Annotated in this window: 32 protein-coding genes; 24 read left to right on the top strand and 8 right to left on the bottom strand. The window is 39.2% G+C overall.

The genetic code is table 11. The features are described 5' to 3' along the window. Positions 1 to 72: 72 nt before the first annotated feature. Positions 73 to 972, bottom strand: a complete 900-nt coding sequence (locus L4D09_RS14520) for a DNA ligase (protein WP_428458235.1) — start codon at positions 970 to 972, stop codon at positions 73 to 75. Positions 973 to 1,421: 449 nt separating this feature from the next. Here L4D09_RS14520 and L4D09_RS14515 point away from each other — a divergent pair, with 449 nt between their 5' ends. The 4 genes from L4D09_RS14515 to L4D09_RS14500 all read left to right on the top strand — a co-directional run bounded on the left by L4D09_RS14515 (position 1,422) and on the right by L4D09_RS14500 (position 4,327). Continuing rightward, on the top strand, positions 1,422 to 2,084 hold the full coding sequence (locus tag L4D09_RS14515) for a chromosome segregation ATPase (protein WP_428458234.1): 663 nt from the start codon (positions 1,422 to 1,424) through the stop codon (positions 2,082 to 2,084). A 703-nt stretch (positions 2,085 to 2,787) separates the two neighbouring features. After that, positions 2,788 to 3,201 (top strand): MAPEG family protein, encoded by a 414-nt coding sequence (locus L4D09_RS14510; RefSeq protein ID WP_428458233.1) that lies wholly within the window; start codon positions 2,788 to 2,790, stop codon positions 3,199 to 3,201. Between the two features lie 243 nt (positions 3,202 to 3,444). Beyond that, complete coding sequence (locus tag L4D09_RS14505) at positions 3,445 to 3,786, top strand: Fis family transcriptional regulator (protein ID WP_428458232.1); 342 nt, start codon at positions 3,445 to 3,447, stop codon at positions 3,784 to 3,786. A 193-nt stretch (positions 3,787 to 3,979) separates the two neighbouring features. Beyond that, positions 3,980 to 4,327, top strand: a complete 348-nt coding sequence (locus tag L4D09_RS14500; RefSeq protein ID WP_428458231.1) for a DOPA 4,5-dioxygenase family protein — start codon at positions 3,980 to 3,982, stop codon at positions 4,325 to 4,327. Positions 4,328 to 4,388: 61 nt separating this feature from the next. On the opposite strand, the gene L4D09_RS14495 is transcribed toward L4D09_RS14500, so the two are convergent. Continuing rightward, a complete protein-coding gene (locus tag L4D09_RS14495; RefSeq protein WP_428458230.1) occupies positions 4,389 to 4,571 on the bottom strand; it encodes a hypothetical protein in 183 nt (60 codons plus the stop codon). Positions 4,572 to 4,807: 236 nt separating this feature from the next. Between L4D09_RS14495 and L4D09_RS14490 the strand changes: the two genes are divergently transcribed. The 4 genes from L4D09_RS14490 to L4D09_RS14475 all read left to right on the top strand — a co-directional run bounded on the left by L4D09_RS14490 (position 4,808) and on the right by L4D09_RS14475 (position 7,101). Then, positions 4,808 to 5,386 (top strand): DJ-1/PfpI family protein, encoded by a 579-nt coding sequence (locus L4D09_RS14490; protein WP_428458229.1) that lies wholly within the window; start codon positions 4,808 to 4,810, stop codon positions 5,384 to 5,386. Between the two features lie 27 nt (positions 5,387 to 5,413). After that, positions 5,414 to 5,746, top strand: a complete 333-nt coding sequence (locus tag L4D09_RS14485; protein ID WP_428458228.1) for a YnfA family protein — start codon at positions 5,414 to 5,416, stop codon at positions 5,744 to 5,746. Positions 5,747 to 5,818: 72 nt separating this feature from the next. Beyond that, positions 5,819 to 6,286: an OsmC family protein gene (locus L4D09_RS14480; protein WP_428458227.1), complete on the top strand. Its 468-nt coding sequence runs from the start codon at positions 5,819 to 5,821 to the stop codon at positions 6,284 to 6,286. A gap of 446 nt (positions 6,287 to 6,732) precedes the next feature. Further along, positions 6,733 to 7,101: a carboxymuconolactone decarboxylase family protein gene (locus L4D09_RS14475; RefSeq protein WP_428458226.1), complete on the top strand. Its 369-nt coding sequence runs from the start codon at positions 6,733 to 6,735 to the stop codon at positions 7,099 to 7,101. 145 nt (positions 7,102 to 7,246) lie between these two features. Here the strand turns inward: L4D09_RS14475 and L4D09_RS14470 are convergent, their stop codons facing one another. Then, positions 7,247 to 7,531: a hypothetical protein gene (locus L4D09_RS14470; protein ID WP_428458225.1), complete on the bottom strand. Its 285-nt coding sequence runs from the start codon at positions 7,529 to 7,531 to the stop codon at positions 7,247 to 7,249. A gap of 513 nt (positions 7,532 to 8,044) precedes the next feature. Here L4D09_RS14470 and L4D09_RS14465 point away from each other — a divergent pair. The 5 genes from L4D09_RS14465 to L4D09_RS14445 all read left to right on the top strand — a co-directional run bounded on the left by L4D09_RS14465 (position 8,045) and on the right by L4D09_RS14445 (position 11,954). Then, complete coding sequence (locus tag L4D09_RS14465) at positions 8,045 to 8,569, top strand: OsmC family protein (RefSeq protein ID WP_428458224.1); 525 nt, start codon at positions 8,045 to 8,047, stop codon at positions 8,567 to 8,569. A gap of 151 nt (positions 8,570 to 8,720) precedes the next feature. Beyond that, positions 8,721 to 9,623 carry a class I SAM-dependent methyltransferase gene (locus L4D09_RS14460; protein WP_428458223.1) on the top strand — a complete coding sequence of 301 codons (903 nt, stop codon included), beginning with the start codon at positions 8,721 to 8,723 and terminating at the stop codon, positions 9,621 to 9,623. A gap of 292 nt (positions 9,624 to 9,915) precedes the next feature. Then, positions 9,916 to 10,206 carry a hypothetical protein gene (locus L4D09_RS14455; RefSeq protein WP_428458222.1) on the top strand — a complete coding sequence of 97 codons (291 nt, stop codon included), beginning with the start codon at positions 9,916 to 9,918 and terminating at the stop codon, positions 10,204 to 10,206. 89 nt (positions 10,207 to 10,295) lie between these two features. Continuing rightward, positions 10,296 to 10,823 carry a GNAT family N-acetyltransferase gene (locus tag L4D09_RS14450; protein ID WP_428458221.1) on the top strand — a complete coding sequence of 176 codons (528 nt, stop codon included), beginning with the start codon at positions 10,296 to 10,298 and terminating at the stop codon, positions 10,821 to 10,823. A gap of 312 nt (positions 10,824 to 11,135) precedes the next feature. Continuing rightward, positions 11,136 to 11,954: a hypothetical protein gene (locus tag L4D09_RS14445; RefSeq protein WP_428458220.1), complete on the top strand. Its 819-nt coding sequence runs from the start codon at positions 11,136 to 11,138 to the stop codon at positions 11,952 to 11,954. A gap of 304 nt (positions 11,955 to 12,258) precedes the next feature. Here L4D09_RS14445 and L4D09_RS14440 read toward each other — a convergent pair whose 3' ends face one another. Further along, positions 12,259 to 12,396: a hypothetical protein gene (locus L4D09_RS14440; RefSeq protein ID WP_428458219.1), complete on the bottom strand. Its 138-nt coding sequence runs from the start codon at positions 12,394 to 12,396 to the stop codon at positions 12,259 to 12,261. Positions 12,397 to 12,430: 34 nt separating this feature from the next. On the opposite strand from L4D09_RS14440, the gene L4D09_RS14435 reads away from it, so the two are divergent. Next, positions 12,431 to 13,126 (top strand): alpha/beta fold hydrolase, encoded by a 696-nt coding sequence (locus L4D09_RS14435; RefSeq protein ID WP_428458218.1) that lies wholly within the window; start codon positions 12,431 to 12,433, stop codon positions 13,124 to 13,126. 90 nt (positions 13,127 to 13,216) lie between these two features. After that, on the top strand, positions 13,217 to 13,363 hold the full coding sequence (locus L4D09_RS14430) for a hypothetical protein (RefSeq protein ID WP_428458217.1): 147 nt from the start codon (positions 13,217 to 13,219) through the stop codon (positions 13,361 to 13,363). A gap of 18 nt (positions 13,364 to 13,381) precedes the next feature. On the opposite strand, the gene L4D09_RS14425 is transcribed toward L4D09_RS14430, so the two are convergent. Together L4D09_RS14425 and L4D09_RS14420 are read right to left on the bottom strand one after the other, a co-directional pair. Then, the gene (locus L4D09_RS14425; protein ID WP_428458216.1) at positions 13,382 to 14,737 is read right to left on the bottom strand and encodes an MATE family efflux transporter; all 1,356 of its coding nucleotides are present in this window, start codon (positions 14,735 to 14,737) and stop codon (positions 13,382 to 13,384) included. Positions 14,738 to 14,840: 103 nt separating this feature from the next. Further along, positions 14,841 to 15,743, bottom strand: coding sequence for a LysR family transcriptional regulator (locus L4D09_RS14420; RefSeq protein WP_428458215.1), 903 nt, complete (start codon positions 15,741 to 15,743; stop codon positions 14,841 to 14,843). A 737-nt stretch (positions 15,744 to 16,480) separates the two neighbouring features. On the opposite strand from L4D09_RS14420, the gene L4D09_RS14415 reads away from it, so the two are divergent. The 8 genes from L4D09_RS14415 (at position 16,481) to lpdA (ending at position 22,733) form a co-directional block, all read left to right on the top strand. Continuing rightward, the gene (locus tag L4D09_RS14415) at positions 16,481 to 17,488 is read left to right on the top strand and encodes a S66 family peptidase (RefSeq protein WP_428458214.1); all 1,008 of its coding nucleotides are present in this window, start codon (positions 16,481 to 16,483) and stop codon (positions 17,486 to 17,488) included. 57 nt (positions 17,489 to 17,545) lie between these two features. Beyond that, positions 17,546 to 17,899 (top strand): tRNA-binding protein, encoded by a 354-nt coding sequence (locus L4D09_RS14410; RefSeq protein ID WP_428458213.1) that lies wholly within the window; start codon positions 17,546 to 17,548, stop codon positions 17,897 to 17,899. 124 nt (positions 17,900 to 18,023) lie between these two features. After that, positions 18,024 to 18,635 (top strand): LysE family translocator, encoded by a 612-nt coding sequence (locus tag L4D09_RS14405; protein ID WP_428458212.1) that lies wholly within the window; start codon positions 18,024 to 18,026, stop codon positions 18,633 to 18,635. Between the two features lie 64 nt (positions 18,636 to 18,699). Continuing rightward, on the top strand, positions 18,700 to 19,170 hold the full coding sequence (locus L4D09_RS14400) for a GNAT family N-acetyltransferase (RefSeq protein WP_428458211.1): 471 nt from the start codon (positions 18,700 to 18,702) through the stop codon (positions 19,168 to 19,170). Positions 19,171 to 19,199: 29 nt separating this feature from the next. Beyond that, the gene (locus L4D09_RS14395; protein WP_428458210.1) at positions 19,200 to 19,730 is read left to right on the top strand and encodes a GNAT family N-acetyltransferase; all 531 of its coding nucleotides are present in this window, start codon (positions 19,200 to 19,202) and stop codon (positions 19,728 to 19,730) included. A 98-nt stretch (positions 19,731 to 19,828) separates the two neighbouring features. Next, on the top strand, positions 19,829 to 20,332 hold the full coding sequence (locus L4D09_RS14390) for a GNAT family N-acetyltransferase (protein WP_428458209.1): 504 nt from the start codon (positions 19,829 to 19,831) through the stop codon (positions 20,330 to 20,332). Positions 20,333 to 21,035: 703 nt separating this feature from the next. After that, on the top strand, positions 21,036 to 21,161 hold the full coding sequence (locus tag L4D09_RS14385; protein WP_428458208.1) for a hypothetical protein: 126 nt from the start codon (positions 21,036 to 21,038) through the stop codon (positions 21,159 to 21,161). Between the two features lie 162 nt (positions 21,162 to 21,323). After that, positions 21,324 to 22,733 carry a dihydrolipoyl dehydrogenase gene (gene lpdA / locus L4D09_RS14380; RefSeq protein WP_428458207.1) on the top strand — a complete coding sequence of 470 codons (1,410 nt, stop codon included), beginning with the start codon at positions 21,324 to 21,326 and terminating at the stop codon, positions 22,731 to 22,733. A 78-nt stretch (positions 22,734 to 22,811) separates the two neighbouring features. On the opposite strand, the gene L4D09_RS14375 is transcribed toward lpdA, so the two are convergent. Together L4D09_RS14375 and L4D09_RS14370 are read right to left on the bottom strand one after the other, a co-directional pair. After that, a complete protein-coding gene (locus L4D09_RS14375) occupies positions 22,812 to 23,111 on the bottom strand; it encodes a hypothetical protein (protein ID WP_428458206.1) in 300 nt (99 codons plus the stop codon). 109 nt (positions 23,112 to 23,220) lie between these two features. After that, positions 23,221 to 23,592 carry a c-type cytochrome gene (locus L4D09_RS14370; protein WP_428458205.1) on the bottom strand — a complete coding sequence of 124 codons (372 nt, stop codon included), beginning with the start codon at positions 23,590 to 23,592 and terminating at the stop codon, positions 23,221 to 23,223. Between the two features lie 136 nt (positions 23,593 to 23,728). Here L4D09_RS14370 and L4D09_RS14365 point away from each other — a divergent pair, with 136 nt between their 5' ends. Next, a complete protein-coding gene (locus L4D09_RS14365) occupies positions 23,729 to 24,574 on the top strand; it encodes an MBL fold metallo-hydrolase (RefSeq protein WP_428458204.1) in 846 nt (281 codons plus the stop codon). Positions 24,575 to 24,585: the final 11 nt, after the last annotated feature.

The following is a 24,585-nucleotide window of genomic DNA, read 5'->3' as shown; positions in this document are numbered from 1 at the left end:
AGCCACCCTGGTTATATAAAGCAACTTAAAGGGTGGCTTTATTATTTTGCCTGTTTATACATTTGGTGATGGTTAAATCTCGGGTGTAGGCCGTATACGAATATAACGAGCAAAACGAGGAATGCCGCTATTGGTAAAACCGTTGTACCGAAATTGAATAATACTGCCTAATGGGGGAGGGCTTCCTCTTTCCGCATCACTAAACCCAGAACCAATCTTGAACTTAATATTGTTCGCGGTAAGCACCCAAACTGACCCAAGTTTCCCTTTGTACTTGCCTTCTCCTTCCACATAGCCAATGACTGTTGCTTCGCTATCATGATGGTTTTTTAGCTTAAAGAAACCGTCCGTTTTACCTGGACGGTAGTCGTTAGCCTGGTGTTGAAGCATTAAACCTTCACCACCTTTGTTTTCAACCTCATCTAACAACTTGAGAAGTGCATCTAAGCTGGCTATTTGCTGCTGTAAAATCACATGAATATATGGTGATTCTAGAGTAGGTATTTGTTGTGAAAGTGCTTGGTAGCGTATTTTGAATGGCCCTTTTATGGAGGGTGAATCGAATACATGAAAGGTCACCTGCCGCCATAGCTCATCGCTTGGCACATCATCTAAGACTATTTTGCTCAATGCTTGAAACTGACCCCGACCAAGCCAAAGCTCTCCTTCAAAGCTTCGATTTTTAGGGAAATTGGCCGTAAACCATTTGGGTGCATGAATGAGGTTTCCACGACGAGTTTGTAGGTTTTCGCCATTCCAGTGAGCACGAATCCCATCTAACTTTTCACTCACAAGGTAGTGGCTAAGATTCTCTAACTTTAAGTCAACAGAGCTCAAGTCAGCAGGTGATAGAGCGGTTGAGCGCATGATGTCGGGCGTAGACCCTGAAATAGCATGGAAAGGACTAAGTAGTAACGCCAATGTACCAGAGAGCCGGCTCAGCCGTAGGGCACCATTAATGATAAACGACATAGATTAGATACTTTTGTGGCTAGTAATTCTGGCTAGGCTGTCAGGTTTAGTACGGCGAGTACAAAGCTATCTAGCCGAGATCATGATATTGCGAGAAGCTATGCCAAAACATGTAATTACGAGCACATTAAAGAAGAATAATTGCGATAGGAATCTATGGTAGTTAACCAAGAAAAGCGAGTTAGCTTTATTGTCTGTAAAGGTTCAGTATGAATGTATATTACGCGACCAGAATTGCTAACTGTGAACTCACTGAGTCAATATGAAAGTTGGGCTGGATCAAAGCTGACGATTTTTCTTTTAACTTATTAACTCACTAACTACTGTTTTCACATTAATTTTGATATAAACATGACATAGTATATAGGCGTATGTGTAGCATCTTAACCAACGGTTATAACCTGTTTGGTTGTTGCATGGCTTCAGCCGACTTAAGTGGATAGATAGATATGACATCTTGGAAAGTTTCATTAGTTGCAGGTTTAGTCGTTGGTAGCTTGTTGGCCACGGCGGTTTGGAATCGAAATCCGGGCCCAAGCCAAGAAGATTATGACGCTTTAAAACAGAAAAATGCACAACTTGTTGAAGATAAACAAGTACAGCAACAACGCTACGAAAAGCTTGAAACTCAGTCAGCGATAGATCTACAAGCCATGGTTCTTAAGCTTGAACAAAAACAAGCTGATTTAGATGCGCAAAAAATTGAGTTTGAAAAGCAGCTTAGCTCAATGAAAAAAGAACAAAAGACCTTAACCGTTACGAAGAAAAAACTTGATACTAAAGTGGTTGAGTTGAAGACAACGGCTGAAAAACAAAAAGTGGTTTTGGATAACTCTAGAGAACTTTATCAGCAGCAATTACGCTTACAGAAAGATATTGAAAAAGCTAAGAAAAGCGTTGCAGATGCAGAAGGAATCGCAAAAGAGTTTAAGCAGGCATGCGATGAATTTAAGTCAGGAACTAGTTGGAACTGGGTTTCACAGGCTGACTGTGACAAATATGAAGCAAGGCTTGATGTTGTTGAGGATAACCAGGCACAGCTCGTAGCTCTACAAGCTGAATTAGACGCTTTGAATCAAAAAATTGAAATTGATGTACCAAAAGTAAAGTAGTCGATATCACCTAAAAATCACGAGTGCGACGAAAGTTGTGCTCGTTTTTTACCTCTTAGAATACAAAATCAATGAAAACGTAATGAACGCTTAGTAATAACTGCAAAGTGGTTTTGATAAGGGGATCTTTCTCGTTTCTGGTGCTCTTCAGCCTAGCCTTGCTGGAGGAATTATCGTTCATAATAAATCTATTGAAGACTTAGAGTCATTAGTAAGAGATGATCCTTTTGTTGCTGAAAATATTGTTGTTCCTGAAATTATCGAAATCAGTCCATAAAAGGCTGATGTTCGAGTCAGCTTTCTATTAGATTAATAATTTAACGTGTGTCATTATTCCATTTCCAGTATTCTTTGTACGCTAGTAAATGAATCACCTTGATGTATCCTCCGTTTTATATCAACGGCAGTAAATTAGCCTCCATATTGGCAATTTAGAGTCTAGTTTGGAGGTGTTTATAGTTGACGTTATGAGAGATAAATGTAAGCAATGTAATTACGTAATAAAAATTGTGCAGGAAATTCAGAACTTTAAAATCGTTAGCGGTTATTTTTATACACTGGCATTAGTATTGGGTAGTGAGTTAAATGACAATGTTTGCTAAGAATTTTGGTATTTATATAAATATCCGTAATACGTATGTGACGTATTATGGTGGTCGTTAGCACAAGCTACACTTTTAAATTACAGGCATGGAGGTCTGAATTGGAATATTTACTAGAGTATAAAATATCTATTATTGTAATTGGATTGGTTGGATTGTTGATGTTGACTCAATTAGTTATCGTTGATGTCATCGCAATAAAAATGAAGCATGTTCCTGGATATCCAATTGAATCAAATCATAATAAATTTCACTTTCGTGCTTCACGGGCACATTTAAATACAAATGAGAGTATTACTATATTTGTTCTTTTTCTGTGCTTTTCATTTTTATCATCAGCTAGTGCTACCATTGTTAATTACTGTTCATTGGCTTATTTGTTTTCTCGTCTAGGACACATGATATTTTACTATTTTGACCTTAAAGTAGCTCGTAGTGTATCTTTTTCTATTAGTCTTTTAAGCCTTCTTGTTTTATTTCTTTCTTCCTTCGTTGAGTTTCTTGCAGAGCTTTAAATAAGATGATAGCTATGAGGTTAAGAAGGAGCCTCAAAGATTAGTTTTAAAAGTTGATATCAGTTTTAATGCCTTAAAGTTGCTGGTCCAATAATGGGTGTGACGAGGTTGAGGTTTATCTTTGCATCCCCATAGCCTTGGCATAAAGACACGACGGTACTGTACTGATTGAGCTTTATGCGTCTACAGTGTAATCTTTTGTGTGCGGGAACCGATAGCAGGCGTTAGATTAGCGGGTAAAGTATGCGTAAAACGGATAAGAAAATCGATAACCAACTTAGAATTGCATTAACAGCTGTTTGTGAAACGGCCTTAAAAGAAATTGACGGATTCCAATGGATAACCCATATTGCTAATTATTCCAACTTCCCGAAAAGTTTGAGGGTTATTTGTATTTTTAATACCAATGAAGAGCTTTCTACTTTCATGAGTGGTGATGGTGAAAAATCACTCACACTTTTAATTGAGAGCAAGCTGAATACAATGGGTGTCAGATTTAAAAGTGTGGCGGCTCATATCTCATATGATACAGAAGAAAACTGTACAAAAGAAAATAATGGGAACTGGGCTATTAGGTTGGGTTGAATATACAAGTTGTATTTCAGGAATGATAATTCTTAGATGTTAAAAGCTTTATGAGATAGAACTCTGAGGCTTTGGCTAACGCATCTAAGAAGTTATTTCGTGTGTACCGCTATGCTATCATTTATTGTCAGGTCGTTATTTTTTCAACATCAGCGACAGGCTCGAACAGAACTGACATATAGGAGTATGTGAAATGCAAACCCCAAAAAGACCTATTAATATGCATGACCAGTATCATGCTCATGTATATTTCGATAAAGATTCTTTGGTTTTTACTACTGAGTTATGTCATGAGGTAGGTGAAAAATTTGGTTTAAAAGTGGGTAGAGTACACCAAAAGGCTGTTGGCCCTCATACTAAATGGAGCTGCCAAATCCTATTTGGTAATGAAAGCTTTGATGACTTAATTCCTTGGTTAGATACTCATAGAAAAAATCTAAGTGTGCTTATTCACGGAGTAACAGGCGACGACTTAGCGGATCATACAAAATATGCGTACTGGCTGGGAGACTCGGTTGAATTAGATTTGAGTGGCTTTTAGGAGTCTAACAAAGCGATTAAATTAAGTTTAATCGCTCGTATATTGGAGCTCATCAAGTAGGCTAAGAGTGGATAATGAGCTGCCCGTCTTCAGTCGTTACAAGGCTAGCTTTATCTTGATCGATGAGTTGTGCTGCATAAGACGGTGTGACTGCTTGAACTTCACCTTTTGCTTTAGTAGCTAAAGCTTCCCACGCGTGGTCTCTATATTTTCCTGTCTGGGTGTATTGGATGAGTACTTTCATAGTTTCGTATTCCGGTGCGATTGACGTGCTACTAACATTAGTGTGTTTGTGCCAGTTGCGCACCTGTTAAATATGAAACATAAGTTTAACCAAATGGTTTGGACGCTTCGGGTGAAATGCTGGTAAGTAATGAGGTTACTGCAATACGTATTTAGTAAGAACGTTACACATAACAAGGTGCTGCAACCGACCTCCGGCGGCTGAGCGCGGCGTTATGTGCAAGGAGTGTACGAAATATGAATATTGGAATATATATATACGATAATGCTGAAGTTCTTGATTTTTCAGGACCATTTGAAGTATTAAGCACTGCAAAGCGATTGGAAGATAATAATTGGAATATATTCTTGGTTGCTGAAGAACGTCGTATTATCCAAGCCCGCGGAGGGTTTCCGGTTCAACCTCATTTTGCTTTTAATTCTCACCCTGATATTGATGTTCTAATCGTGGTTGGTGGCGTGCATACAGAAGAAGTGAAAAATTCAAATGTAGTATCGTGGGTTTCACAGGTTGCAAGTAAATCCCAAAGGGTCCTATCAGTTTGCACTGGTGCTTTTATTTTAGCTGAAGCTGATTTGTTAAATGGTTTAACGGTTACTACACACTGGGAAGATATTGCGGATCTTAAAGCAGACTACCCAGCGCTAAACGTTGTTACTAACCATCGTTGGGTTTCTGATGGAAAATATATCACCTCAGGTGGAATCTCAGCTGGAATAGATATGAGTCTGCATTTAGTATCAGAGCTTGCTAACTTAGATTTAGCTGAAAATACTGCCAATCAAATGGAATATCATTGGCAAAAATGTACATAACAAGTTGTTTAAACGGGATAAAATCAGTTGCTAGAATTGAAAACAATCGGGTTGTTCTTTGTCACGGCAATCGCAGAAATATTGGGTTGTTACTTACCTTATCTCTGGTTAAAAGAGGATAAGTCGGTTTGGCTCTTACTACCAGCAGCATTCTTCCTGGTACTATTTGCATGGTTACTATCTCTTCATCCTACTGCTGCGGGTAGGGTTTATGCCGCGTACGGTGGTGTCTATATTTTTGTAGCAATACTTTGGTTATGGGTAGTTGATGGTATTCGCCCTACTTTATGGGACGTAGTCGGCGTATCAGTTGCACTGTTAGGAATGGCAATCATAATGTTCGCGCCCAGAACCACATAACAAACTGCTCAAGAGGGATTCATAAGTGGCAGGCGTTAGGCAATTCATGAAAATGGACAGTAAGGAAAAACGATGTCTGAATATACTGCTGAAATTCGATGGAATCGTAGTAAAAATGAAGTTTTTAGCGACAATCAATATAGTCGCGGTCATATTTGGGAGTTTGATGGTGGTGCAACTGTTTTAGCATCATCTTCACCTCATGTTGTTCCATTACCATATTCAGTTGAAGCCAACGTCGATCCAGAGGAAGCTTTTATAGCAGCCTTGTCTAGTTGTCACATGTTGGTATTTCTCTCAATTGCAGCCAAACGTAAGTATGTAATTGAAGAATATGTCGACAATGCTCTTGGTTTAATGGAAGAAGATACTGATGGAAAAACATCAGTGACAAAAGTAACTTTACGACCGCACATCGTATTTTCCGGTGAACGACAGCCAACTTATGAGCAACTAGAGAAAATGCATCATATGTCCCATAAGAACTGTTTTATTGCAAATTCAGTCAAAACAGAGGTGACGACTGAGATAATTGCTTAGTATCAAGCTTGAAGAAAGCCCCAAGTGATTATATTGCTGGGGCTTTTCGTTTTAATCGAGGTTTATGGATGCCTGCCATCAGGAATTTTTAAACGAAGACCGGATTAGATTAGTTCTCGTTGCCGAAGTTGTAGTGGATGAAGCCTGCCGCTCCAGAGAGCAGAGTCGCGAGTGAAAAAATAACAAATCCCATACGTCTCTCCTTTCAAAGTCAAAACTAAATACCTTGAATCATCATGTCATATCCGGTTCAGAGCCGATAATGACTAGTTATCAATTTATGACTCAATTAGGGGAATGAGTGACCCCTTGTGTAAGTATTTCTTATGCTTGCTTGTCGTTGTTGGCAAAATAGTGCAATTGAGTTGCTTGAATAGCTAATGTAAGCTTGTCTATTACATTGATTTATTTGATCGAAATATAAACATTAGCTCGAAGTAAAGAACATGAATAACCGATATTTAAGTGGCGTGAACAAACTGAATGAACTTGATCCTGATGCTGTTGAAGCGATGACAGAACACTTCAGTGAGGTTTGCCCAGATCTTGCCAGATACACTATCGAATACCCGTTTGGTGATGTGTTACAACGAGAAGGATTAGACTTCAAGACCCGGGAATTGGCCACGATTGCAGCGTTAACGGCGATGGGTAATTGCCAACCACAGCTGAAAGGGCACATAAAAGGCGCAATCAATATTGGCTGCACGCAAAAAGAAATCACCGAGATCATCTTACAAATGTCAGTCTATGCTGGCTTTCCCGCTGCAATCAACGGAATGAATATAGCCAAAGAAGTGTTTGAAGAGCGATAACAAAGCAAAGGCTTTATCTTTGGCCTGTGATCGTTGTGCCAATCTCTTTGCCCAGAGATTGGCACTGATCCCATGGGTGATCACGCAAAGGGTAACGGTACAGACCACAACATCGATTTAAATGGATTCACTTTGGAGTGGGTTGCTAATAGCGATGAGTAGAAACACGATACTGGCGAGTCCAGCCTAAAAAGAGTTTATGCTCCCAGCTTTCATCAGTGCCGTGCAGAGATATAACGATGGGGATAATGCGAATCACCGTCAGGCTTAACAGCGAATAGAGTAATATATTGAGTGATATACCAAGCCAGACTTGGCCAACAACCGCGACACCAAATGTCACCCAAGTTAGCATAACGATTAGCTCTGCAATCCCTTCATTAGCAAGGACTAACTCGTGCGTGTCTTTCTTGGCTACTATGTTCTTCATGATCTATTACCGAATAAACGGCCAATGCGCTTAATACAATGCTCGTACTGAATCCTGAGTAATTGAGACTCTTTTTATGGATGTTAGGGCATTGATTTTTCATCGACTCGTGTAGTATTTGAATATCAAGCTCTAATGTTTTCGCTCTCTTCATCAGTAAAATATGCCAAGGTTCGTGGGTGCTTTGTTTTGAATTTGAGCTTCATCGATTGGAAGTGGGTCGAGCTCAAAGTCACTTTGGGTTTATTTACCAAGTTGACTTTTAAATCGTAGATAAATGGTTTGGTTCTAATTGTCGGTTTTGTCTAAGCTTTATTCTGAATGTGGGATGTTATTTCATCGAAGTCGATTGCTGTAAAATATAACAAACAATTCAAGCTGACAGCCAACACGTGAAATTTTGAGTTCTAAATGATTCTGGTGTAATCGGTGCGTTGCTTTAGGTTCAGGTTTGCGTTGTTCAGCGACTTAATTGTGCGTTAGTAATCTTAACCAGTTACAGGGGATTTAATTATGAAGTCAATTGTTTTTGAAGCACAAAGGCCTCTTAAAGACAGCTATGTTAAAGAGCCTGACTTGGCAATGGTCACCGACCACGCCAAAACGTCAGGTGAAAATGCCGCAGATCCATACCATTTTATCGTTGAACCTATGGATGGGTGTGGTGTTTCGATACCTGTTGGCGTTCATGCTGCTGTCGGAGGAAAACACGACGCTCCGACTCCTGGAGATATACTATGTGCAGCATTGGCAGCCTGCCAAGATTCATCCATTCGTATGGTTGCTAACTTGATGGGCATTGAGTTGGTTGAATTAGAGGTCAACGTAACGGCGACTGCGGATGTGCGAGGGGCGCTGATGATGGATAAGCTAGTTCCAGTAGGGTTTCAAAAAATGACCTGTGAAGTGAAAATGAAGGTAAGTGAAGGGACTGATTCAAAACAGCTAGAGCGGCTCCAGTCAGCTGCAAAGGCATGCTGCGTTGTTCAGCAAACACTTAAGTCACCCCCTTCCGTAGAAACGACATTTACCTCCTAAAACATATACGTATTTGAATTAGGTGTTTATGGCTAATGGTTTAGTATTGTACTCGCGTTGCTCATACCTTACTGTGGCATTATGTTTGCGTTGAACAATTAAAACTGTTTGATAGGAGCATGGAAAATTAGTTTTTGATAAAAGGATACCGATGAGTAATTTATTTTTTAGAAAAGATGGCTCAGCTCAAGGAGTAGCTAAACAGCGCTTGATTGAAACACTTGCTGAATCGGATAAACGCGTCATAAATGATCCTTATGCCGATAGGTTTGTTATAGGTGCTGGCTTGATCAAGTTGATGGGGCATAAGCTAAGCGTCTGGCTAACTCAAAAGTTCGCGCCTGGTTTCCACGAACATTTAATTTCCCGTACGCGTTTCATCGATGATCTGATCAAAAAAAGTGCTGCTAATGGTTCAGAGCAATACGTCATTCTGGGAGCGGGATATGACTCGAGGGCTCATCGGCTTGAACTTCCGCCTTCATTAAAAATCTTCGAAGTTGATCAGCCTGACGTTCAGGCTATAAAACGCTCTAAACTTCCCAAAGAATTACCTAATTCTGAAAACGTCACTTATGTGAGCGTTGATTTCAATCATCAGTCGCTAACCGAACAACTTTTGGCTGCGGGTTTTGATCAAAGTAAATCCACCGTTTTTACCCTTGAAGGCGTCTCGCAGTACATCACTAAAGAGGCGATCTCTTCAACAATTAAAGAACTCGCTGAGCTTACTCAAAAAACAAGTTCTACTTTTTTTATCTCTTACGTTGATGAATTGCTTGAGAAAGAGCCAGAAGCCTGCTTTGGCAAGGGGTACCCTAAAGCGGCGAAGCGAGCGGAGGCAATACAACGCTTATCAGCTAAAGTGGGTGAACCTTGGATATCATTCTACACGGCTGAAGAAATTGAAGCCCTGCTTTCTCAAAATGGTTTCTCATTAAAAGAAAATAAATCTTTGGCAGACCTCAACGCTGTGTACTATGCCCCCGTAGGTAGAACTCTTCCTGAAGATCAAATTTTTAAACTCGAACATTTTGTGATAGCGAAATCTTAGACTGTAAGGAATCAAAATCTAGCAAGGCGTTATGTGTAACCAGAGGAAAAGACATGGAAGTCCAGTTCGTAAAAGGCTTTGACTCACTATTCGCAGAATCCCTCACAAAAGCGAATATGGTAATTACTACCAAGCTCGAGGTATTGTTTGGTATCACAAGCAGTTCTTACATAGCTAGGATGAACTAGATATTTGATCTCTGCTGTAATCTTCATTTTTATCCTTGAGTTTGAATTCAGGTTATGTACATATGTGTTCTAACCAACTGAATTTAATGATAAGGGTGAAATTCATGGAAAAGTTTCAGTTTTTTTGTAAGCCTAATACAGGTCGGAAACAATTTACTTTTTTGAATCCTTCTTCTGATAGCTTTTTACAAGAAAAAGAACAATTACTGTCTGAAGGGTTTGAAGTTGAGGATGACTATATTTATGCAAAGACTGAGTCGGAAGCGGTAGAAAAATTCAAATCAAATTATATTTATGCAACGGAAGAATATGTAGCATCACATCCAGAATCAGGCTTATTTATCTTCTTAAAAGAGTCACTGTTTACACTCATCAAGGTCTTTAGGAAAAAGTAGTTACTTGTTTGTTAACCAGGGCAAAATACAGAGTTGGACTTCCCCCCGATTTAGTGGGCACGCATAATCAATTAGGAGATGGAGGTTTTATGAAACGGAAAGTATCTGAAGATATATTCCTTACACCTTTAAAAAATTCAGATGCTTTAGCTTTGTATGAAGCTGTTGAATTTAGTAGAACAAATTTATCTAAATACATGCCTTGGGAAAAATCTGTTGTAGATCTCACGAGTGCTGAAGTTTATATCGAGAGTCGTTTGAATAGTAGGCTAGAAGGTTCGGAGTGGTTATCAATTAATTTTAAGAATCAATTTGGTGGTGTATTTGGAATAAAGTCAATTGACCGTAGTTTAAAGTCATGTGAACTAGGTTATTGGCTCGCTGATAATGCACGAGGAAATAGAGTAATAGGGCAAGTTTTGGACATTGTAATTCCCTATTTGGCAGATGAGAAAAATGTTCGTGTTATTGAATTCCATTGTTTAGAAAGCAATGTTGCTAGCGTTAAGCTTGTTAAACACGCAGGGGCAAAGTTGAAAAGAAAAATAGAGACCACATTAGACGTACCTAACCAAGCACAATTGATGTGCATATACGCACTAAAAGTACATGCATAACAATGTGTTCAAGAGTGATTCTCAACACTTGACATTTTTAGCTTAAATTGACTTAAGTTTTCAGGCACAATTTTTAGGTTAGGTTAGGTTAGGTTAGGTTAGGTGCTAGCGTTACTCACACCTTAAAGTGGAACCGTTGGTATGTAATAAAATCATTTTAAATCAATTGTATATAAAGCTTAGATGCGTAGGGGATGGACTTTGGTGATGCACAGCATCGATAATTTCTTCTAGTTTTTTAGCTATATTAAGAAATTTATAGTATAACGTACCTTAAATTGAATTAGCCGTAAACTAATTAAAAGGTGTGTTATGAAGCTACTCAAAACTATCGTACTATTTCTCTCTACTCTAGCTTCCGCTCAAGCGTTTGCAGCTAATCACCCTATAGTAGATAAGTGTATTGAACTTGGATTCACTAACCCTAACTTAGTTAAAGAAAAAATTTCTGGCTACCAAGAGTCAGTTGCTCGCCATAATAAGGGCTGGGAAGGGGAAATCTCTCAGAAATCATACAATGTATGCTTAGAGTTTAATGGGCGTAATGATAAGTTTCACGTTCACTGGAAAGACATCAATAAGGGTAATACTTACCAGGTATACTTAGATGCTCTTGCTGAGCGTAACGCAAGTATCGATGCGGAAATTAAAACTTTACGTGATGACTCTGCAGAGCATGTTGCAAAACATAAAGAGTTATTAGAAGAACTTAAAGTAGCTCAAGCTAAGCGTGACGAGTACCTTATTGTTAAACGTCTATACCATCAACGTTTCCACTTAAAGAGCGTTATCGAGCGTGGATCTTTAATGGCATATGGTGCTGTAACTGATCGTGAAGAAGTTGTATTTTACACTACTTCTGATCTACCCCAAGGTAACTACGAAGCTTGGGCTGTGCGTAGCGTCAAGCCAGTACAGTTCGTACGTACTAATGGGTTTACTGTAGAAGTATATACATTCATTGAAGCTAAAGCTGATTCTCCGATGGTTAAGGAATATAAAGCTCTTAGCAAAACTGCAAAAGCTGCTGATGATGCTCGTTATAAATACTTCGTTGCTAACCTAAAGAATCTTGACCGAAATATATCTAAACTAAAGAGTAGGAAATCTCATACACTGAGGCTCAAATAAGGTGTTCAGCAACATAATAAGGCATTTAAGAGTGATTCCTTAGTTCAAGGTTGGGTTTTATGTTGAAGGTGCAACGGTTTAGATATGGTGTCAGCGTGGCACACCTTATTCGAGGCGCTGGCGGTACCCATATAATTTACGTACGATAACTGATCCTTTCCATGATAATAAAGGTTTGTTGCGCGGAAGAGCCTAATTAACGATGAAACACGTCGGTCTTTACGTCGCCTCTGAGACGTCCTAGATAACACAACCCATGTCGTTAACCTTTCTAAATCAGGTATTACGAAATAAGAACTTTAAATTAGCCGCTAAGCCCTATATATATTTCTCTATGCTCATTGAAGACAAAAAGCTCATTACTTTCTTCTGTTTTAGTGATGGCATTATTTGCTAACATTGGAATTAATGAAAAATCAACGCTTTGAAATTGCTGAATCATCTCTATCCAAAGCATTATAACCCAAGGAGAGCTTATGCGAAAAAAGTTGTATCTAATCCCAGGGACAATGTGCACCGAAAAACTGTGGACTGAAATACTACCTTACCTGTATGACTCTCTTGAATTGGTTTATTTGGACATACCGCAAGGTAAGAATTTTGATGAGTTAGCAGAGCACTACCATAATATATTTGGCAGTGATACGGTAAACCTGATTGGTTTTTCGTTAGGGGGCTATATTGCAACATATTACGCAATGTTACACCCTAATCAGATTGAGAAACTATTCGTTATATCAAATAGCCCTACTAATTTGTCGGTTGAGGAGTTAGAACAACGAAGCGATATTCTAAAGTATGTTAAAACATATGGTTACAAAGGGATGAGCCGAAACAAAGTCGCTAGCTTATTAGATAGTAAGAATCAGACTGATCAACTTATAGATTTGATTTTAGAAATGGATAATGCTCTTGGTGAAAGCGAATTTATTAGCCAATACAAATGCACTTCAGAAAGAGTGGATCTTTCCCAGAGCATTATCCAGTTTCCGTTTTATACACACTTATATTATAGCGATAATGATAGCCTGATTAATTCGAAATGGTTAAATGAGCTGGATAACATAAGCCCGAGATTATCACTCATCAGCACATCAGGATCGGGTCATATGTTGCCACTTGAAAAACCTCGTGAGTTAGCTCAGTACATAAATTCTTGGGTAGAGTTATAACGAGGTTGTAAAAATCAAGTAATTGAAGGCTAAAGCAAAGTTACTTTTCTTACCATAGCAGTCTTATTCGATAATCAATGGAGTTTAAATATGGCAATACATCAAAAGGTCGCATTAGGGCTTGGTTCTGGATTACTGGTAGGTTCGGTTGCACCAGTATTACCGAACTTTCAGTTTTGGTGTTTTGTTGCAGGGTTAATCTTAAGTAACTATGCCATGATGACTAAGAGTAAGTAGTTCTGTGGATGAATATCATCATACAGTTGCTTGGCTTTCCTTGGCTAAATTTTGTATCCACTTACCACTTTTTATACGGTAAATAACAGGAATGAGTTTCAATGCTTCTTCCAATAACACCATACTAAATACCAGCTGAATCGGCCATTCAAACCAGAATGCAGCTATCAAGGATAAAGGTACTGCGCCAAACCATTGCGCTATAAAATCAAGCTTCATGGTAAATTTAGTATCTCCTCCACTTTTTAAGACCCCTGACATCGCAGTCATAGTAATAGCACGTAAAATAATGCTCAATAAGATGAATGGGAACAACAGGTGTAACATCTCAATCACTTCTTGCTCTATGCCATTGAATAGCCCAACAATTAAATGACGACTTAGCCATAAAGTAGCAACTAGTATTAAACCTAAGCTTAATGCCGCAACAAACGCCGCTTTTATATATTCTTTCAAGGCATGCTGTTGTTGAGCACCAATTTTTTCACCAATTAAAATACCTACAGCGGCGGCTGCTCCCCAACAAATAGAAGATGTCATCACCTCAATGGGGGCAAGAATAGAGATAGCAGCCAAGGCTGTAGTGCTAATATTCCCGTAAATCATATGGTAGATAAATATGCCACCACTCCAAATAATTTCCCCAGCTATAATCGGTAAACTAATCTGTAGAAATCGTTTATTTTCAGCCCAGGGCAGCACTTTACTAAAACCAGTTAAACTAACGGATAAAATTGGAAGCTCAGCATGAACATAGATAAATAATAATAGCGTTGACGAAATTCTTGCTATTAAAGTTGCCCAAGCAGCGCCCACTAAGCCTAATTCAGGAAATCCCCACCAGCCATAAATCAATAAACAGTTAAAGATAATATTGATTAACATCTCCACTAGAAAAAGATATAACATCACCTTAGGTTTTTGCAGGGCACGAATTGCAGCCCCCCAAATCACTGAAAAGGCACTAATCAGTAAAATAAAAGCAGTAATTTTCATATAACTAGCCGCTAACGCAATCACTACAGTATCCTTGCTCATTAATGTGCTAATAAACTCAGCGCCAAAATAGATCGTAGGTATCAGCAGCAAAGAAAATAAAAGGCTATGTAGCAAGCTGATATGTACAGATTGGTTTATTTTTCCACTGTTTTTAGCCCCATAATATTGCGAACAAAAAATGGCCGTTGCGCCGCCAACACCGATCAATACATTCATCGCAAACCATAAAGTGCGCGCGCCAATACCAGCGGCCGCTACAGTTTCACCACCCAACTTCGACAACATAAAGGTATCTATAAACCCTAGTGATGAAAATAGCACGCTATGCAGTGCTAAGGGCGCCGCTAAAAAAAGTATTTTTTTGTAAATTTCCATATTTCTCTCACAATAAATCAATGTGTATTGACCACTCTACTGATATTTAGGCAATACGAAGCCCTGCTTGTAAACAGTCTGTTTAATATGCTTATTTTCTTATTTAATCGGTTAGGTTGTTATGCTTAAAATAGTGCATTAAGTAGTCGATAAAAGCGGATAAGGCGGCACTACGCTGCAATAGCTGCGGATAAATTAGATAAATATCATTTTTACTAATAAAGTAATTATCTAATACTGGTAATAATTCGCCCGAAGAAATTTTAGGCTTCAACAAATAATCAGGTGCTTTAATGATACCTTGACCATTTAATGCGGCACTAAGCATTAAAAAATGGTTATTTGCTAAAAAAGCGCCTTGTGTTTCAATGGATAGTTTTTTCTCACCATCAAAGAATGGCCACTTAGTCGACATCGGATCCGATAAGCACTGATGCTTATGTAAATCAATGGGGTGCCTTGGAGTACCATGAATTGCTAAATATTCAGGAGAAGCACAGCAGATATGCTGATAACTGAGCAGCTTTTTGGCAATCATATTTTCTGGTGGATTATTGGTGGAGCGGATAGCTAAATCATAATGGCTTTGGGTCAAATCGCGTTGGCTAAACCCAACATCGACCGTAAATCGAATGCTTGTATGTTGCTCTTGAAACTGCTTACATATCTCCGCAAGAAAGCTTTGGCTAAATACTTCTGGTGCTGTAATGGTTAATAAACCACTAACTGCACTTTTTTTATGGGTTAATTCACGCTCTAAATTGATAATTGAGCCATTTATATTCTGCACTTCGGATAAAACTTTCATACCGTCCGGGGTCAAACGAACACTTCGAGTCGACCTTATTAATAAATCAAGACCTAATTCTTTTTCTAATCGAGTGATTTGACCCGATAAATAGCTACGTGAAATATTGAGGCTTTCAGCTGCTTTAGAAAAGCTCAATAGCCTCGCCACTTCACTAAACAAAACATACCTTTCTACTCTCTTATGAAGCTTCAGCATTGTTCGCTCACCCGATCCAAAATGTTAGCCACAGAACAAGAGCAATGCGCCCTCTTATTATTGTAAAACTATATCACACAAAATATAGAGTATTGTTCTTTATAGTGAATTATGAATTTTCGGACTCTACAGGTACTTTAATGAAGCTTTATCGTTGCTTAAGATGACAATCAAAGTGATGTGTTTTTCTCGACAATTTAGGTATGAATTGGGTTTTGTGATTACGGTGTACAAGTTTAGTCTGTGTAAAGCCTCGCCACATTCAGGTGTTATATGTAGGAGTGGATATGGTAACTCTTATAAGCTTATCGCTCTCATTAATCTTAGATAAACTATTAGGTTTAATCTAAGATTTGAACTCCGCCGTAATTTTCATATCTATTCTTGAATTTTAATTAAGGCTATGACCATATTTTACTTTAACTCGCTGAACCTCARGCTAAGGGTAACTTATGTTCGCAAGTCATTTGTTGCAGGTTAGGAATCTATTTTTAGAATTTATGAAATACTATTGTGCAACAGTTCTTGTGCTCGGATTAAAAGGTGAGCTATTTAACTTTGCGCTCAGGTTTTGGTCTGACAATCAAATGTCGTTTTATAGCGGAGGACTCTGGCAAATTACGTTTATTTTATCATTTTTCTTAACTATCTATGTCATGCTTGTTAAATACTGCCCAGAGTAGGGGATAAAAGCCATAGAAGGCTATCAAAAGAGTTATTATGGGGAATAGAGATAAGTGATATATCCAAAGGCTTTGAGAAGAGGTGACAAAATTGGTTTTTTCTCACCGTCATCTCCCGCAACTGTTTTTGCTCCAAATCGCTTTCAACGCGCTAAATCTTATCTTGAAGATCAAGGTTTTGAATTGGTTGAAGGTATGCTTACAGGGCGCTTAGACAGCTATCGCTCAGGCTCAATCCAAGAACGAGCAGAAGAGTTAAATCAGCTTATTCGTGATCCTAGTGTTCGTTGCATCATGTCTACGATAGGCGGCAACAATAGTAATTCCTTGTTGCCATACATAGATTACGATGCGTTAAAAAACGATCCCAAGATAATCATTGGCTACTCTGACGTAACAGCACTGTTACTCGGTATTTATGCAAAAACTGGACTAATCACGTTTTATGGCCCTGCTGTCGTTGCATCTTTCGGTGAATTTCCGCCTTTAGTCGATGAAACACTACAATCATTCCTAGATATATTGTGTTCTCACTCAAACCAGTATCAATACACCATGCCGGAATCATGGACGGACATTAAGGTAAATTGGGAAACTCAGAGTTCTGCAAAACCAGTTTATCCAAATGAATGGAAGTTCATTGGTCGTGGAAAAATCTCTGGCCGTATTATTGGTGGCAACCTCAATACTATGACAGGGATTTGGGGGAGTGAGTATATGCCAGAAATTAAATCTGGAGATATTCTGCTGATAGAGGACTCACTAAAAGGCATAGAAACTGTGGAGCGTTCATTTGCTCATCTTTTGGCTTGTGGTGTATTCGATAGAGTTGGCGCAATAGTACTTGGTAAACATGAATTGTTCGAAGACAAAGGGACTGGGCGTTCACCTTTAGATGTTCTGCTTGAAGTTTTAAATGGCAAGAGTGTTCCAATCTTGTATGGCTTTGACAGTTGTCACACACACCCAATGCTGGTAACACCGCTAGGTATACAAAGCACCGTAGACTTTGATAATCATACCTTCACACTTGAAGGTCAGTGGTTATCAGAAAATAACTAAGCATTGCACACGCCTTAATCTGGCGTGTTGGATTTCGAAATAATCAAAGGTATCAAAATGAAACAAGCGCCCATTAAAGAGTTAATCACATTCGACGATTTTGAGAAGCTAGATATACGCGTTGGAACAATCACAGCTGTTTCGGGCGTTGAAAAATCGAAGAAACTGATGAAATTAACCGTGGATTTTGGCGATCATGTACGTTCAATTCTTGCAGGTATAAAACAAGAACGTGAAAACCCATACGAGATTGAAGGTAAACAAGCCCTATTTGTGGTTAATCTACCAGAGCAAAAAATGGCAGGAGAGATTTCGCAAGGAATGCTATTTGATATTGGGTATGCAGACAAGTTAACGCCTTGTTTAGCGATACCAGAGACGGTGGTACCTAATGGCAGTAGAGCGGGATAGACGTTGTTGTAGGTAAAAATCCATAACAAAAACATTAAGCTAACGATTGGCGTTTTGGCATGGTGCTAGGAGTGTTTACCATAGAGCCCCTTATGTTGGTTTAGCATATTAACAAGGAGGTTCGATGTTTCCATTAGATGTTTGGTTAGCTTATAGCATTGCATGTTTACTGTTGGTTATCTCACCGGGGCCAGATAATTTACTCGCGGTAGGCCGTGGTCTCAGCCAAGGAAAGTTGGCTGCAGCTATATCAGCGGGTATCTTATTTCATGTTCTAGCTGCAACGTTTGGGCTTACCTTATTGCTTCAAACATCAACCGTTGCATTTTATGTTGTCAAATTTATTGGCGCTGCTTACCTGATTTGGCTTGGGGTTAAAGTCCTCAGGTCTAAAAGCTTATTTTCGTTGGAGCCTGCTAATAAACAATCATTGAAAACTATATTCTCTACGGGTTTTTTATCTGCGGCATTAAACCCGAAGCCAGGTATGTTTGTTCTCGCTTTTATTCCTCAATTTGTTAATCCAAGCTTGGGTTCAGTCTCAATCCAAATGTTAGTTTATGGTGTTTGGTTTGCATTACTTACAGCTGTTGGTTTTAGTTTAATGGGTGTTTTTGCCTCAAAACTTTCAAGCTGGTTAAAAAATAAGCCAAAATTGGTCTCAGGTTTAAACATTGGTGCAGGGGTTACATTTGTGTCATCGGGGTTAGTCGTTGCATTAATGAAACAGCGATGAAGGGCGTGCAATGCCATAAATTGACTGTATTATGGTGATTAACATTATTAAACAGCGAGGAAACATGGAAGTTACTCTACTTGCGGACCACCCACATGAAGTAAATATAATAGCTCAGTGGTACTACAATGAGTGGGGTCACATCTCCCCAAATGTTACTGAAGAAATAGTGCGTGAAAAGGTTGTTGAAAAGTCGATTAATCGTAATGAAATTCCTTTGGCAATAGTTATTCATGACAATAGTGAACTTGTTGGGGTTGCAGAGCTTAAATATCGTGAAAACAGGAACTACCCAGAATATGAACATTGGCTAGGTGGCGTTTTTGTTAATCCTTCAAACAGAGGTCGTGGAATATCAAGTTTGTTGGTTTCAGAGGCTAAAAGTAAAGCCGTGAACTTAGGCATCAAGCAGCTGTATCTACAATGCGAGAGCGACAATGTAGATCTTTATAAAAAACATGGTTTTAAAGAGTTACACCAAGCAAGTCACCTTGAGATAACCACAACGATAATGGTGTGGGGCTTAACCTCATAACAGAAGTATTTAGTAGGGGATCAGCATATATGGAAACTGACAGACTTCAATTAGTACCACCTTCCATGGAGATTCAGCCCTTAATGCTGGAAGCGATAAGGGAAAGTGAGGCAGAGCTTAGTGAGTTTCTTCCTTGGGTTCCGTTTTCTTTGACAGAAGATGAATCCATCGAAAATATGAAGCAAGCAATATCAAATTTTGAGGCGTTCGAAGGTGAGTTACGTTACTCATTAATTGATAAGAACTCTGGCATATTTGTTGGGGCAATAGGTCTTATCATTCGTGATAAAGATGTACCATATTTTGAAATTGGCTATTGGTTACGGAGTACTTGCGTTGGTTTTGGATATATAACTGAAGCGGTGAGCGTTATTGAAAACTATGCGTTTACAGAACTTAAAGCAAATCGTGTAGAAATCAGAGCAGCTGAAGGAAATACAAAAAGTAGGGCTGTAGCTGAGCGACGTGGGTATTCATTTGAAGGTACACTATTTAATGAGCGCAGAATGCCATCTGGTGATTTAAGTAATACGGTGGTTTACGCGAAAACTGTCTTGTAACAATTAGTGTGGGTTGACCTTGGTCTTCCTTTCTATATTCGATTGATGGGGGACATGTCATTAGTTAGACGATTAACAATACAGATAGGATTGATTAGATGGCAGAAGAAATTAGCTTTGATGAAGTAAGAACCAATAGACAATTAGAATCTATAGTGGAACTAGCGGGTATTATTTGGGAGGAACACTATACGCCTATAATTGGTGCTGATCAGGTTGAGTATATGGTTAGTAAATTTCAATCGTATACTGCTTTAAAGGAAGAGTTAAAAAATAATAACGTACATTATTATATGATTGGGCGTGGTGGTAATTTAGTTGGTTATTCGGGTGTACGATTAGAAGATAATGCCCTCTTTTTGAGTAAACTATACGTCTTATCAAGTGAAAGAGGTAAAGGAGTAGGAAAGAAATCAATAGGGTCTATTATACAACTAGCTAAAAATAACAATATAAAACTAATTTATCTTACTGTTAATAAAGAAAATCTAGAAACTATAGCAGCGTACAAAAAAATGGGATTTGAAATTGTTTGCGAAGTGTGTGCTGATATCGGGAGTGGATATGTTATGGACGATTACAAAATGGAATTAAAGCTATAAAACGGCATCGACAAATTTTTTAATAAGGTGCTCTGTTGGTTTTAGGGCACATATTAGGAAGGCATTATGTTTCTCATTTAGTTATTTCCCTACTCAATAATTGGACATTTTTTCTTACATTACAGTAAGTAAAGCAAGATATTCGTATTGTTAAATTTTATAATTTACGTTAGCTTATCCTGAAACTTTGAGTCTTCGGATAGAACTCAAATTAGTCGGGAATTTAACTTGTTTTTATTGCTAATGTTAGTCAATTGTTCAGTCCTCGATCTAATGTGCGCAATAATAATTTCTTGGGATAGTCCATGCATATATCAATGTTCATTGAATTTAATTCGTTAATAACAGTCGCTGTCATCTTAGTTTTAACATTTGCTTTGTTTATAAAAGAACGAAGTGTTCAGACTCGACTTATGAAAGCCACAAAAGTATCACATTACCTGTCTTTTATCGTCGCTATGGTTTGGCTTATTTATTGGCTCTCTCATATAGAGGAGCTTAAGCAAGTTGGTTTTATTCTAGCCTTCGCGTTTCAACTGATACTTTATTCTTCAATTATAAGAGTCGTAGTGGTTGTTATCGAACAGCTAAAGTCTGGGTCTAAAACAGAATAAAACATTCAAACAATCTGTCATCTGCGGCGATTTTTAATAAGGTGCTAGTGGAATACCATATGATTTACGCATGATAAATGGTCATTGCCATGAAAATAAGGACCATTGATTCCCAACAGATCGTGCTTATCTGGGATGTGAAAGTAGCGGTGTCAGGCGCTCCATGGATGGTAAATATTATTGATTCATCAAAAGCTCAAACATTGAGCTGGTAGTCATATTGGCTGTGTACTTTCTAAATAAAGTGAGCCAGCATCGGATATTCCAACGTTGAGATTTATTTTTGTTTCTTTCTAGGGTAAATCTGTTAGTAAGCGGCGCGTTATGCTGCTTATATCTATCAATTACGTGATTAACTGGTTTGAGAGGGAGTTTTGATGGCGGAATCTATCAACGTAGATGTTGTTGTACTCGGTGGTGGACCCGGTGGGTATACTGCGGCTTTTAGAGCGGCAGATCTTGGCTTGTCGGTATGCATCGTAGAAAAGCGTGAAACGTTGGGTGGCGTATGTGTCAATGTGGGCTGCATTCCTTCGAAGACTCTGCTTCATGCTGCGTCGCTTATTGAGCATGCAAAACAAGGGGCGAGCATGGGGATTTCGTTTACCAAGCCCAATGTCGATATTGACGTATTGCGATCCCATAAAGAGGGGACGATTTCAGAGCTGACCAAAGGGATAGCGAACCTTTGTGCAGCGAGAAAAGTAGTTCGAGTTCAAGGTGAAGGCCAATTCATTGGAGAAAACACGCTTTCAGTTATTGCAGACACAGAGCAAAGCGTTAACTTCAAACATGCCATCATTGCGACGGGCTCTCACTCCGTTAAACTGCCTATGGCGCCAAATGATCCTCGAGTATGGGACTCGACTGACGCGCTGACTTTGCCAAGCATTCCTGAAAAACTACTCATTGTTGGTGGTGGCATCATCGGCTTGGAAATGGCACAAGTGTACTCGGCGTTAGGCTCAGAGATTACGATTGTAGAGGCACAAGACCAAATTATCCCTGCTGCCGATAAAGACGTTATCCAGCCGTTGGTTAAAGCGACGAAAAAGACTTACCAGCTGCTAACCAAAACCAAAGTGACCGATATGGAAGCACAGCCTGATGGCATTGTTGTTTCTTTTGACGGTAAAAAAGCCCCAGATAGCGCCATTTTTGATGCTGTATTGGTTGCTGTTGGCCGTAGGCCAAATACTTCGGGTATTGGGCTGGAAAGCATCGGTGTTGCGCTCAGTGATCAAGGGCTTATTGAAGTCAACGACAGGATGCAGACGTCGCTGCCAAATATCTATGCTATTGGAGATATTGTTAAGGGACCAATGTTAGCTCATAAAGCGACCCACGAAGGTAAGGTTGCCGCAGAAGTTATTTCAGGGATGGATGCAATGTTCCACCCAGCGGCGATCCCATCAGTGGCCTACACTAGCCCAGAAGTGGCTTGGGTAGGTTTGACAGAGAAAGAAGCAAAACAGCAGGGTGTTGAGTATAGCATTGGTAAAGTGCCGTGGCTGGTCAGTGGCCGCGCACAAAGTGTTGGCGCAACCAATGGGGTGACTAAGGCGCTGTTTGATAAAGAGTCAGGGGTATTGCTGGGTGCTGGTATCTGTGGCGAGAATGCGGGTGAGCTCATTCACGAAGCTGCAGCCGTCCTAGAACTTGGCGGTAGAGCAAAAGATATAGCGCATACGGTACATGCACACCCAACATTGGCTGAAACCTTCGCGTTTGCTGCAGAATTGGTTGAAGGCTCAATGACCGATATGCTGCCAAGTAGACGTCGTTAGGCATAAACCGCATATTTTTGAGTTTATAGCTTCGAGCTAGGCTAAATACCTAGCTCGTTATATTTTAGCTTACGGCACTTATACCTTGGTACTGATAAAGAAATCTCGGAAGGTATATAGCACCGTACTAAACGCGGCCAAAATTACAAAGTAGCCAATCAAAATCACCGTATTATGGGACACAGCATAATTAGCGGCGTTTTTAACAGCAGTGACTTTTTCATCATCGAATACTTGAACAAAATGCGCAGGATAGTTTTTGGGTAATGGCTCAATTGAAAGTTGGCCAATGGTTAGAATTAAAATGACTAACTTTCCAACCCTATACGCGAGTTGGTTACCAAAAATAATCAGTATTTGCGCTATTGCCTCTGCCATAATACCACCATCTTGAGCTATTGAACCTGCGATGATATATGGTTAGCGCGTTGAGTTTTCTGCGTCGGCTCAAATAATCGAGTAACAAAGTATTTAGCTTTGTTTTGAATCAGTTAATGCTTTCTATGTAACCGAAAATATCATTGATATCTTTTTCTGAAAGAATGCCTTTAAATGCTGGCATCAAGCCATCTTGGCCATTATCACCATCTAGGACAGAACTAATTAGCTCACTTTTGAAGCCGAAAGGATTGGTTAGTTCTTTATAGATATTATCTGGACTAACTGCTAGGTTATTGGCCATAACACCATTACCAAGCCCTTTATTACCGTGGCAAACCGCACAGTTGTTAACAAAATGTGCTTTGCCATTGGCTAAGTTTGGTTCACCAAACTGACTGTTAGTATACGTTTTCAGCCCAAAGAATCCGCTTGCAGAAATAATGATAATGCCAATAGAGTATGCTGTGATAGTTTTCATATAACCTCCAAAACTTTTAATCATTGGTTTATAAGGTATGTGGTGTGAATAAAGTGTGAAAAGACGCTGGGAATAGGATTCGGTATACTCAATAAGGCATTAAATGTAGTGCACATTTCAAACTCATAAGGTGATCATGAAACTTACAGCTTTAGTTGATAACACTCGACTAGATAACAGGCCTGACCTAGCGGTTGAGAGGGGGTTGTCTCTTCATGTACAGACTATGGGTAGGCAGATATTATTTGATGCCGGTAATGGTAGAGCATTTTGTGATAATGCTGCTTTGCTGAATATTGATATTCAAGATGTTGATGCTGCGGTTATCTCTCATCGACATCATGATCATTGTAATGGTGTTAGTTACTTTCTCGATAGTAACTCTAAAGCTCCGGTGTATTTTCGAGAATGTGGAGAAACTGACTATTGTTTCAGAGCGTTTGGTTTTAAGAGCAATGTTGGTCTCGATAAGAGCTTATTAGACAAAGCACAGGGACGAATAACTTTCGTTAATGAAACAACAGAGATACTTCCTAATATTTTTGTTGTTACAAACATAAGCAATAGGTATCAAAGGCCGCCAGGGAATAAATACTTATTCACTAATTCGGGGCAGGGCTATAAGCCAGATAAATTCGACCATGAACTACTTCTAATTATCAGAGAAAGCGATGGACTGATAATATTTACTGGTTGTGCCCATAGCGGTGTTCTAAACATGGTTGAAACTGCCGTAGAGCTTTTCCCGAATATTAGGATTAAGGCTGTTGTCGGAGGTTTCCATTTGGTTGGTTTACCAATACTTAATAGTATTGGTGGTACGAGAGAAGAGGTTGAGTCTCTAGGACGAGCGCTACGGAACTATCCAATAGATAAACTTTATACAGGTCATTGCACAGGTAAAAAGGCGTATGTGATACTCAAAGGTGTACTTGGTGACCACCTCGAGCACCTTCCTACAGGGCGCAGTGTAACCATTTAGTTTCGATGCAC

The organism is Photobacterium makurazakiensis, from assembly GCF_050336715.1.
Lineage (GTDB): Bacteria > Pseudomonadota > Gammaproteobacteria > Enterobacterales > Vibrionaceae > Photobacterium > Photobacterium makurazakiensis.
Note: the sequence above shows the minus strand (reverse complement) of the source record. Positions and strands in the feature narration are given on the sequence as shown.

What these genes read in the sequence shown, in the direction of transcription:
- L4D09_RS14520 (WP_428458235.1), bottom strand. Translation starts at nt 972, where the DNA reads ATGTCGTTTATCATTAATGGTGCCCTACGGCTGAGCCGGCTCTCTGGT.
- L4D09_RS14515 (WP_428458234.1), top strand. Translation starts at nt 1,422, where the DNA reads ATGACATCTTGGAAAGTTTCATTAGTTGCAGGTTTAGTCGTTGGTAGC.
- L4D09_RS14505 (WP_428458232.1), top strand. Translation starts at nt 3,445, where the DNA reads ATGCGTAAAACGGATAAGAAAATCGATAACCAACTTAGAATTGCATTA.
- L4D09_RS14500 (WP_428458231.1), top strand. Translation starts at nt 3,980, where the DNA reads ATGCAAACCCCAAAAAGACCTATTAATATGCATGACCAGTATCATGCT.
- L4D09_RS14495 (WP_428458230.1), bottom strand. Translation starts at nt 4,571, where the DNA reads ATGAAAGTACTCATCCAATACACCCAGACAGGAAAATATAGAGACCAC.
- L4D09_RS14490 (WP_428458229.1), top strand. Translation starts at nt 4,808, where the DNA reads ATGAATATTGGAATATATATATACGATAATGCTGAAGTTCTTGATTTT.
- L4D09_RS14480 (WP_428458227.1), top strand. Translation starts at nt 5,819, where the DNA reads ATGTCTGAATATACTGCTGAAATTCGATGGAATCGTAGTAAAAATGAA.
- L4D09_RS14475 (WP_428458226.1), top strand. Translation starts at nt 6,733, where the DNA reads ATGAATAACCGATATTTAAGTGGCGTGAACAAACTGAATGAACTTGAT.
- L4D09_RS14470 (WP_428458225.1), bottom strand. Translation starts at nt 7,531, where the DNA reads ATGAAGAACATAGTAGCCAAGAAAGACACGCACGAGTTAGTCCTTGCT.
- L4D09_RS14465 (WP_428458224.1), top strand. Translation starts at nt 8,045, where the DNA reads ATGAAGTCAATTGTTTTTGAAGCACAAAGGCCTCTTAAAGACAGCTAT.
- L4D09_RS14460 (WP_428458223.1), top strand. Translation starts at nt 8,721, where the DNA reads ATGAGTAATTTATTTTTTAGAAAAGATGGCTCAGCTCAAGGAGTAGCT.
- L4D09_RS14455 (WP_428458222.1), top strand. Translation starts at nt 9,916, where the DNA reads ATGGAAAAGTTTCAGTTTTTTTGTAAGCCTAATACAGGTCGGAAACAA.
- L4D09_RS14450 (WP_428458221.1), top strand. Translation starts at nt 10,296, where the DNA reads ATGAAACGGAAAGTATCTGAAGATATATTCCTTACACCTTTAAAAAAT.
- L4D09_RS14445 (WP_428458220.1), top strand. Translation starts at nt 11,136, where the DNA reads ATGAAGCTACTCAAAACTATCGTACTATTTCTCTCTACTCTAGCTTCC.
- L4D09_RS14440 (WP_428458219.1), bottom strand. Translation starts at nt 12,396, where the DNA reads ATGATTCAGCAATTTCAAAGCGTTGATTTTTCATTAATTCCAATGTTA.
- L4D09_RS14435 (WP_428458218.1), top strand. Translation starts at nt 12,431, where the DNA reads ATGCGAAAAAAGTTGTATCTAATCCCAGGGACAATGTGCACCGAAAAA.
- L4D09_RS14430 (WP_428458217.1), top strand. Translation starts at nt 13,217, where the DNA reads ATGGCAATACATCAAAAGGTCGCATTAGGGCTTGGTTCTGGATTACTG.
- L4D09_RS14425 (WP_428458216.1), bottom strand. Translation starts at nt 14,737, where the DNA reads ATGGAAATTTACAAAAAAATACTTTTTTTAGCGGCGCCCTTAGCACTG.
- L4D09_RS14420 (WP_428458215.1), bottom strand. Translation starts at nt 15,743, where the DNA reads ATGCTGAAGCTTCATAAGAGAGTAGAAAGGTATGTTTTGTTTAGTGAA.
- L4D09_RS14410 (WP_428458213.1), top strand. Translation starts at nt 17,546, where the DNA reads ATGAAACAAGCGCCCATTAAAGAGTTAATCACATTCGACGATTTTGAG.
- L4D09_RS14405 (WP_428458212.1), top strand. Translation starts at nt 18,024, where the DNA reads ATGTTTCCATTAGATGTTTGGTTAGCTTATAGCATTGCATGTTTACTG.
- L4D09_RS14400 (WP_428458211.1), top strand. Translation starts at nt 18,700, where the DNA reads ATGGAAGTTACTCTACTTGCGGACCACCCACATGAAGTAAATATAATA.
- L4D09_RS14395 (WP_428458210.1), top strand. Translation starts at nt 19,200, where the DNA reads ATGGAAACTGACAGACTTCAATTAGTACCACCTTCCATGGAGATTCAG.
- L4D09_RS14390 (WP_428458209.1), top strand. Translation starts at nt 19,829, where the DNA reads ATGGCAGAAGAAATTAGCTTTGATGAAGTAAGAACCAATAGACAATTA.
- L4D09_RS14385 (WP_428458208.1), top strand. Translation starts at nt 21,036, where the DNA reads ATGAAAATAAGGACCATTGATTCCCAACAGATCGTGCTTATCTGGGAT.
- lpdA (WP_428458207.1), top strand. Translation starts at nt 21,324, where the DNA reads ATGGCGGAATCTATCAACGTAGATGTTGTTGTACTCGGTGGTGGACCC.
- L4D09_RS14375 (WP_428458206.1), bottom strand. Translation starts at nt 23,111, where the DNA reads ATGGCAGAGGCAATAGCGCAAATACTGATTATTTTTGGTAACCAACTC.
- L4D09_RS14370 (WP_428458205.1), bottom strand. Translation starts at nt 23,592, where the DNA reads ATGAAAACTATCACAGCATACTCTATTGGCATTATCATTATTTCTGCA.
- L4D09_RS14365 (WP_428458204.1), top strand. Translation starts at nt 23,729, where the DNA reads ATGAAACTTACAGCTTTAGTTGATAACACTCGACTAGATAACAGGCCT.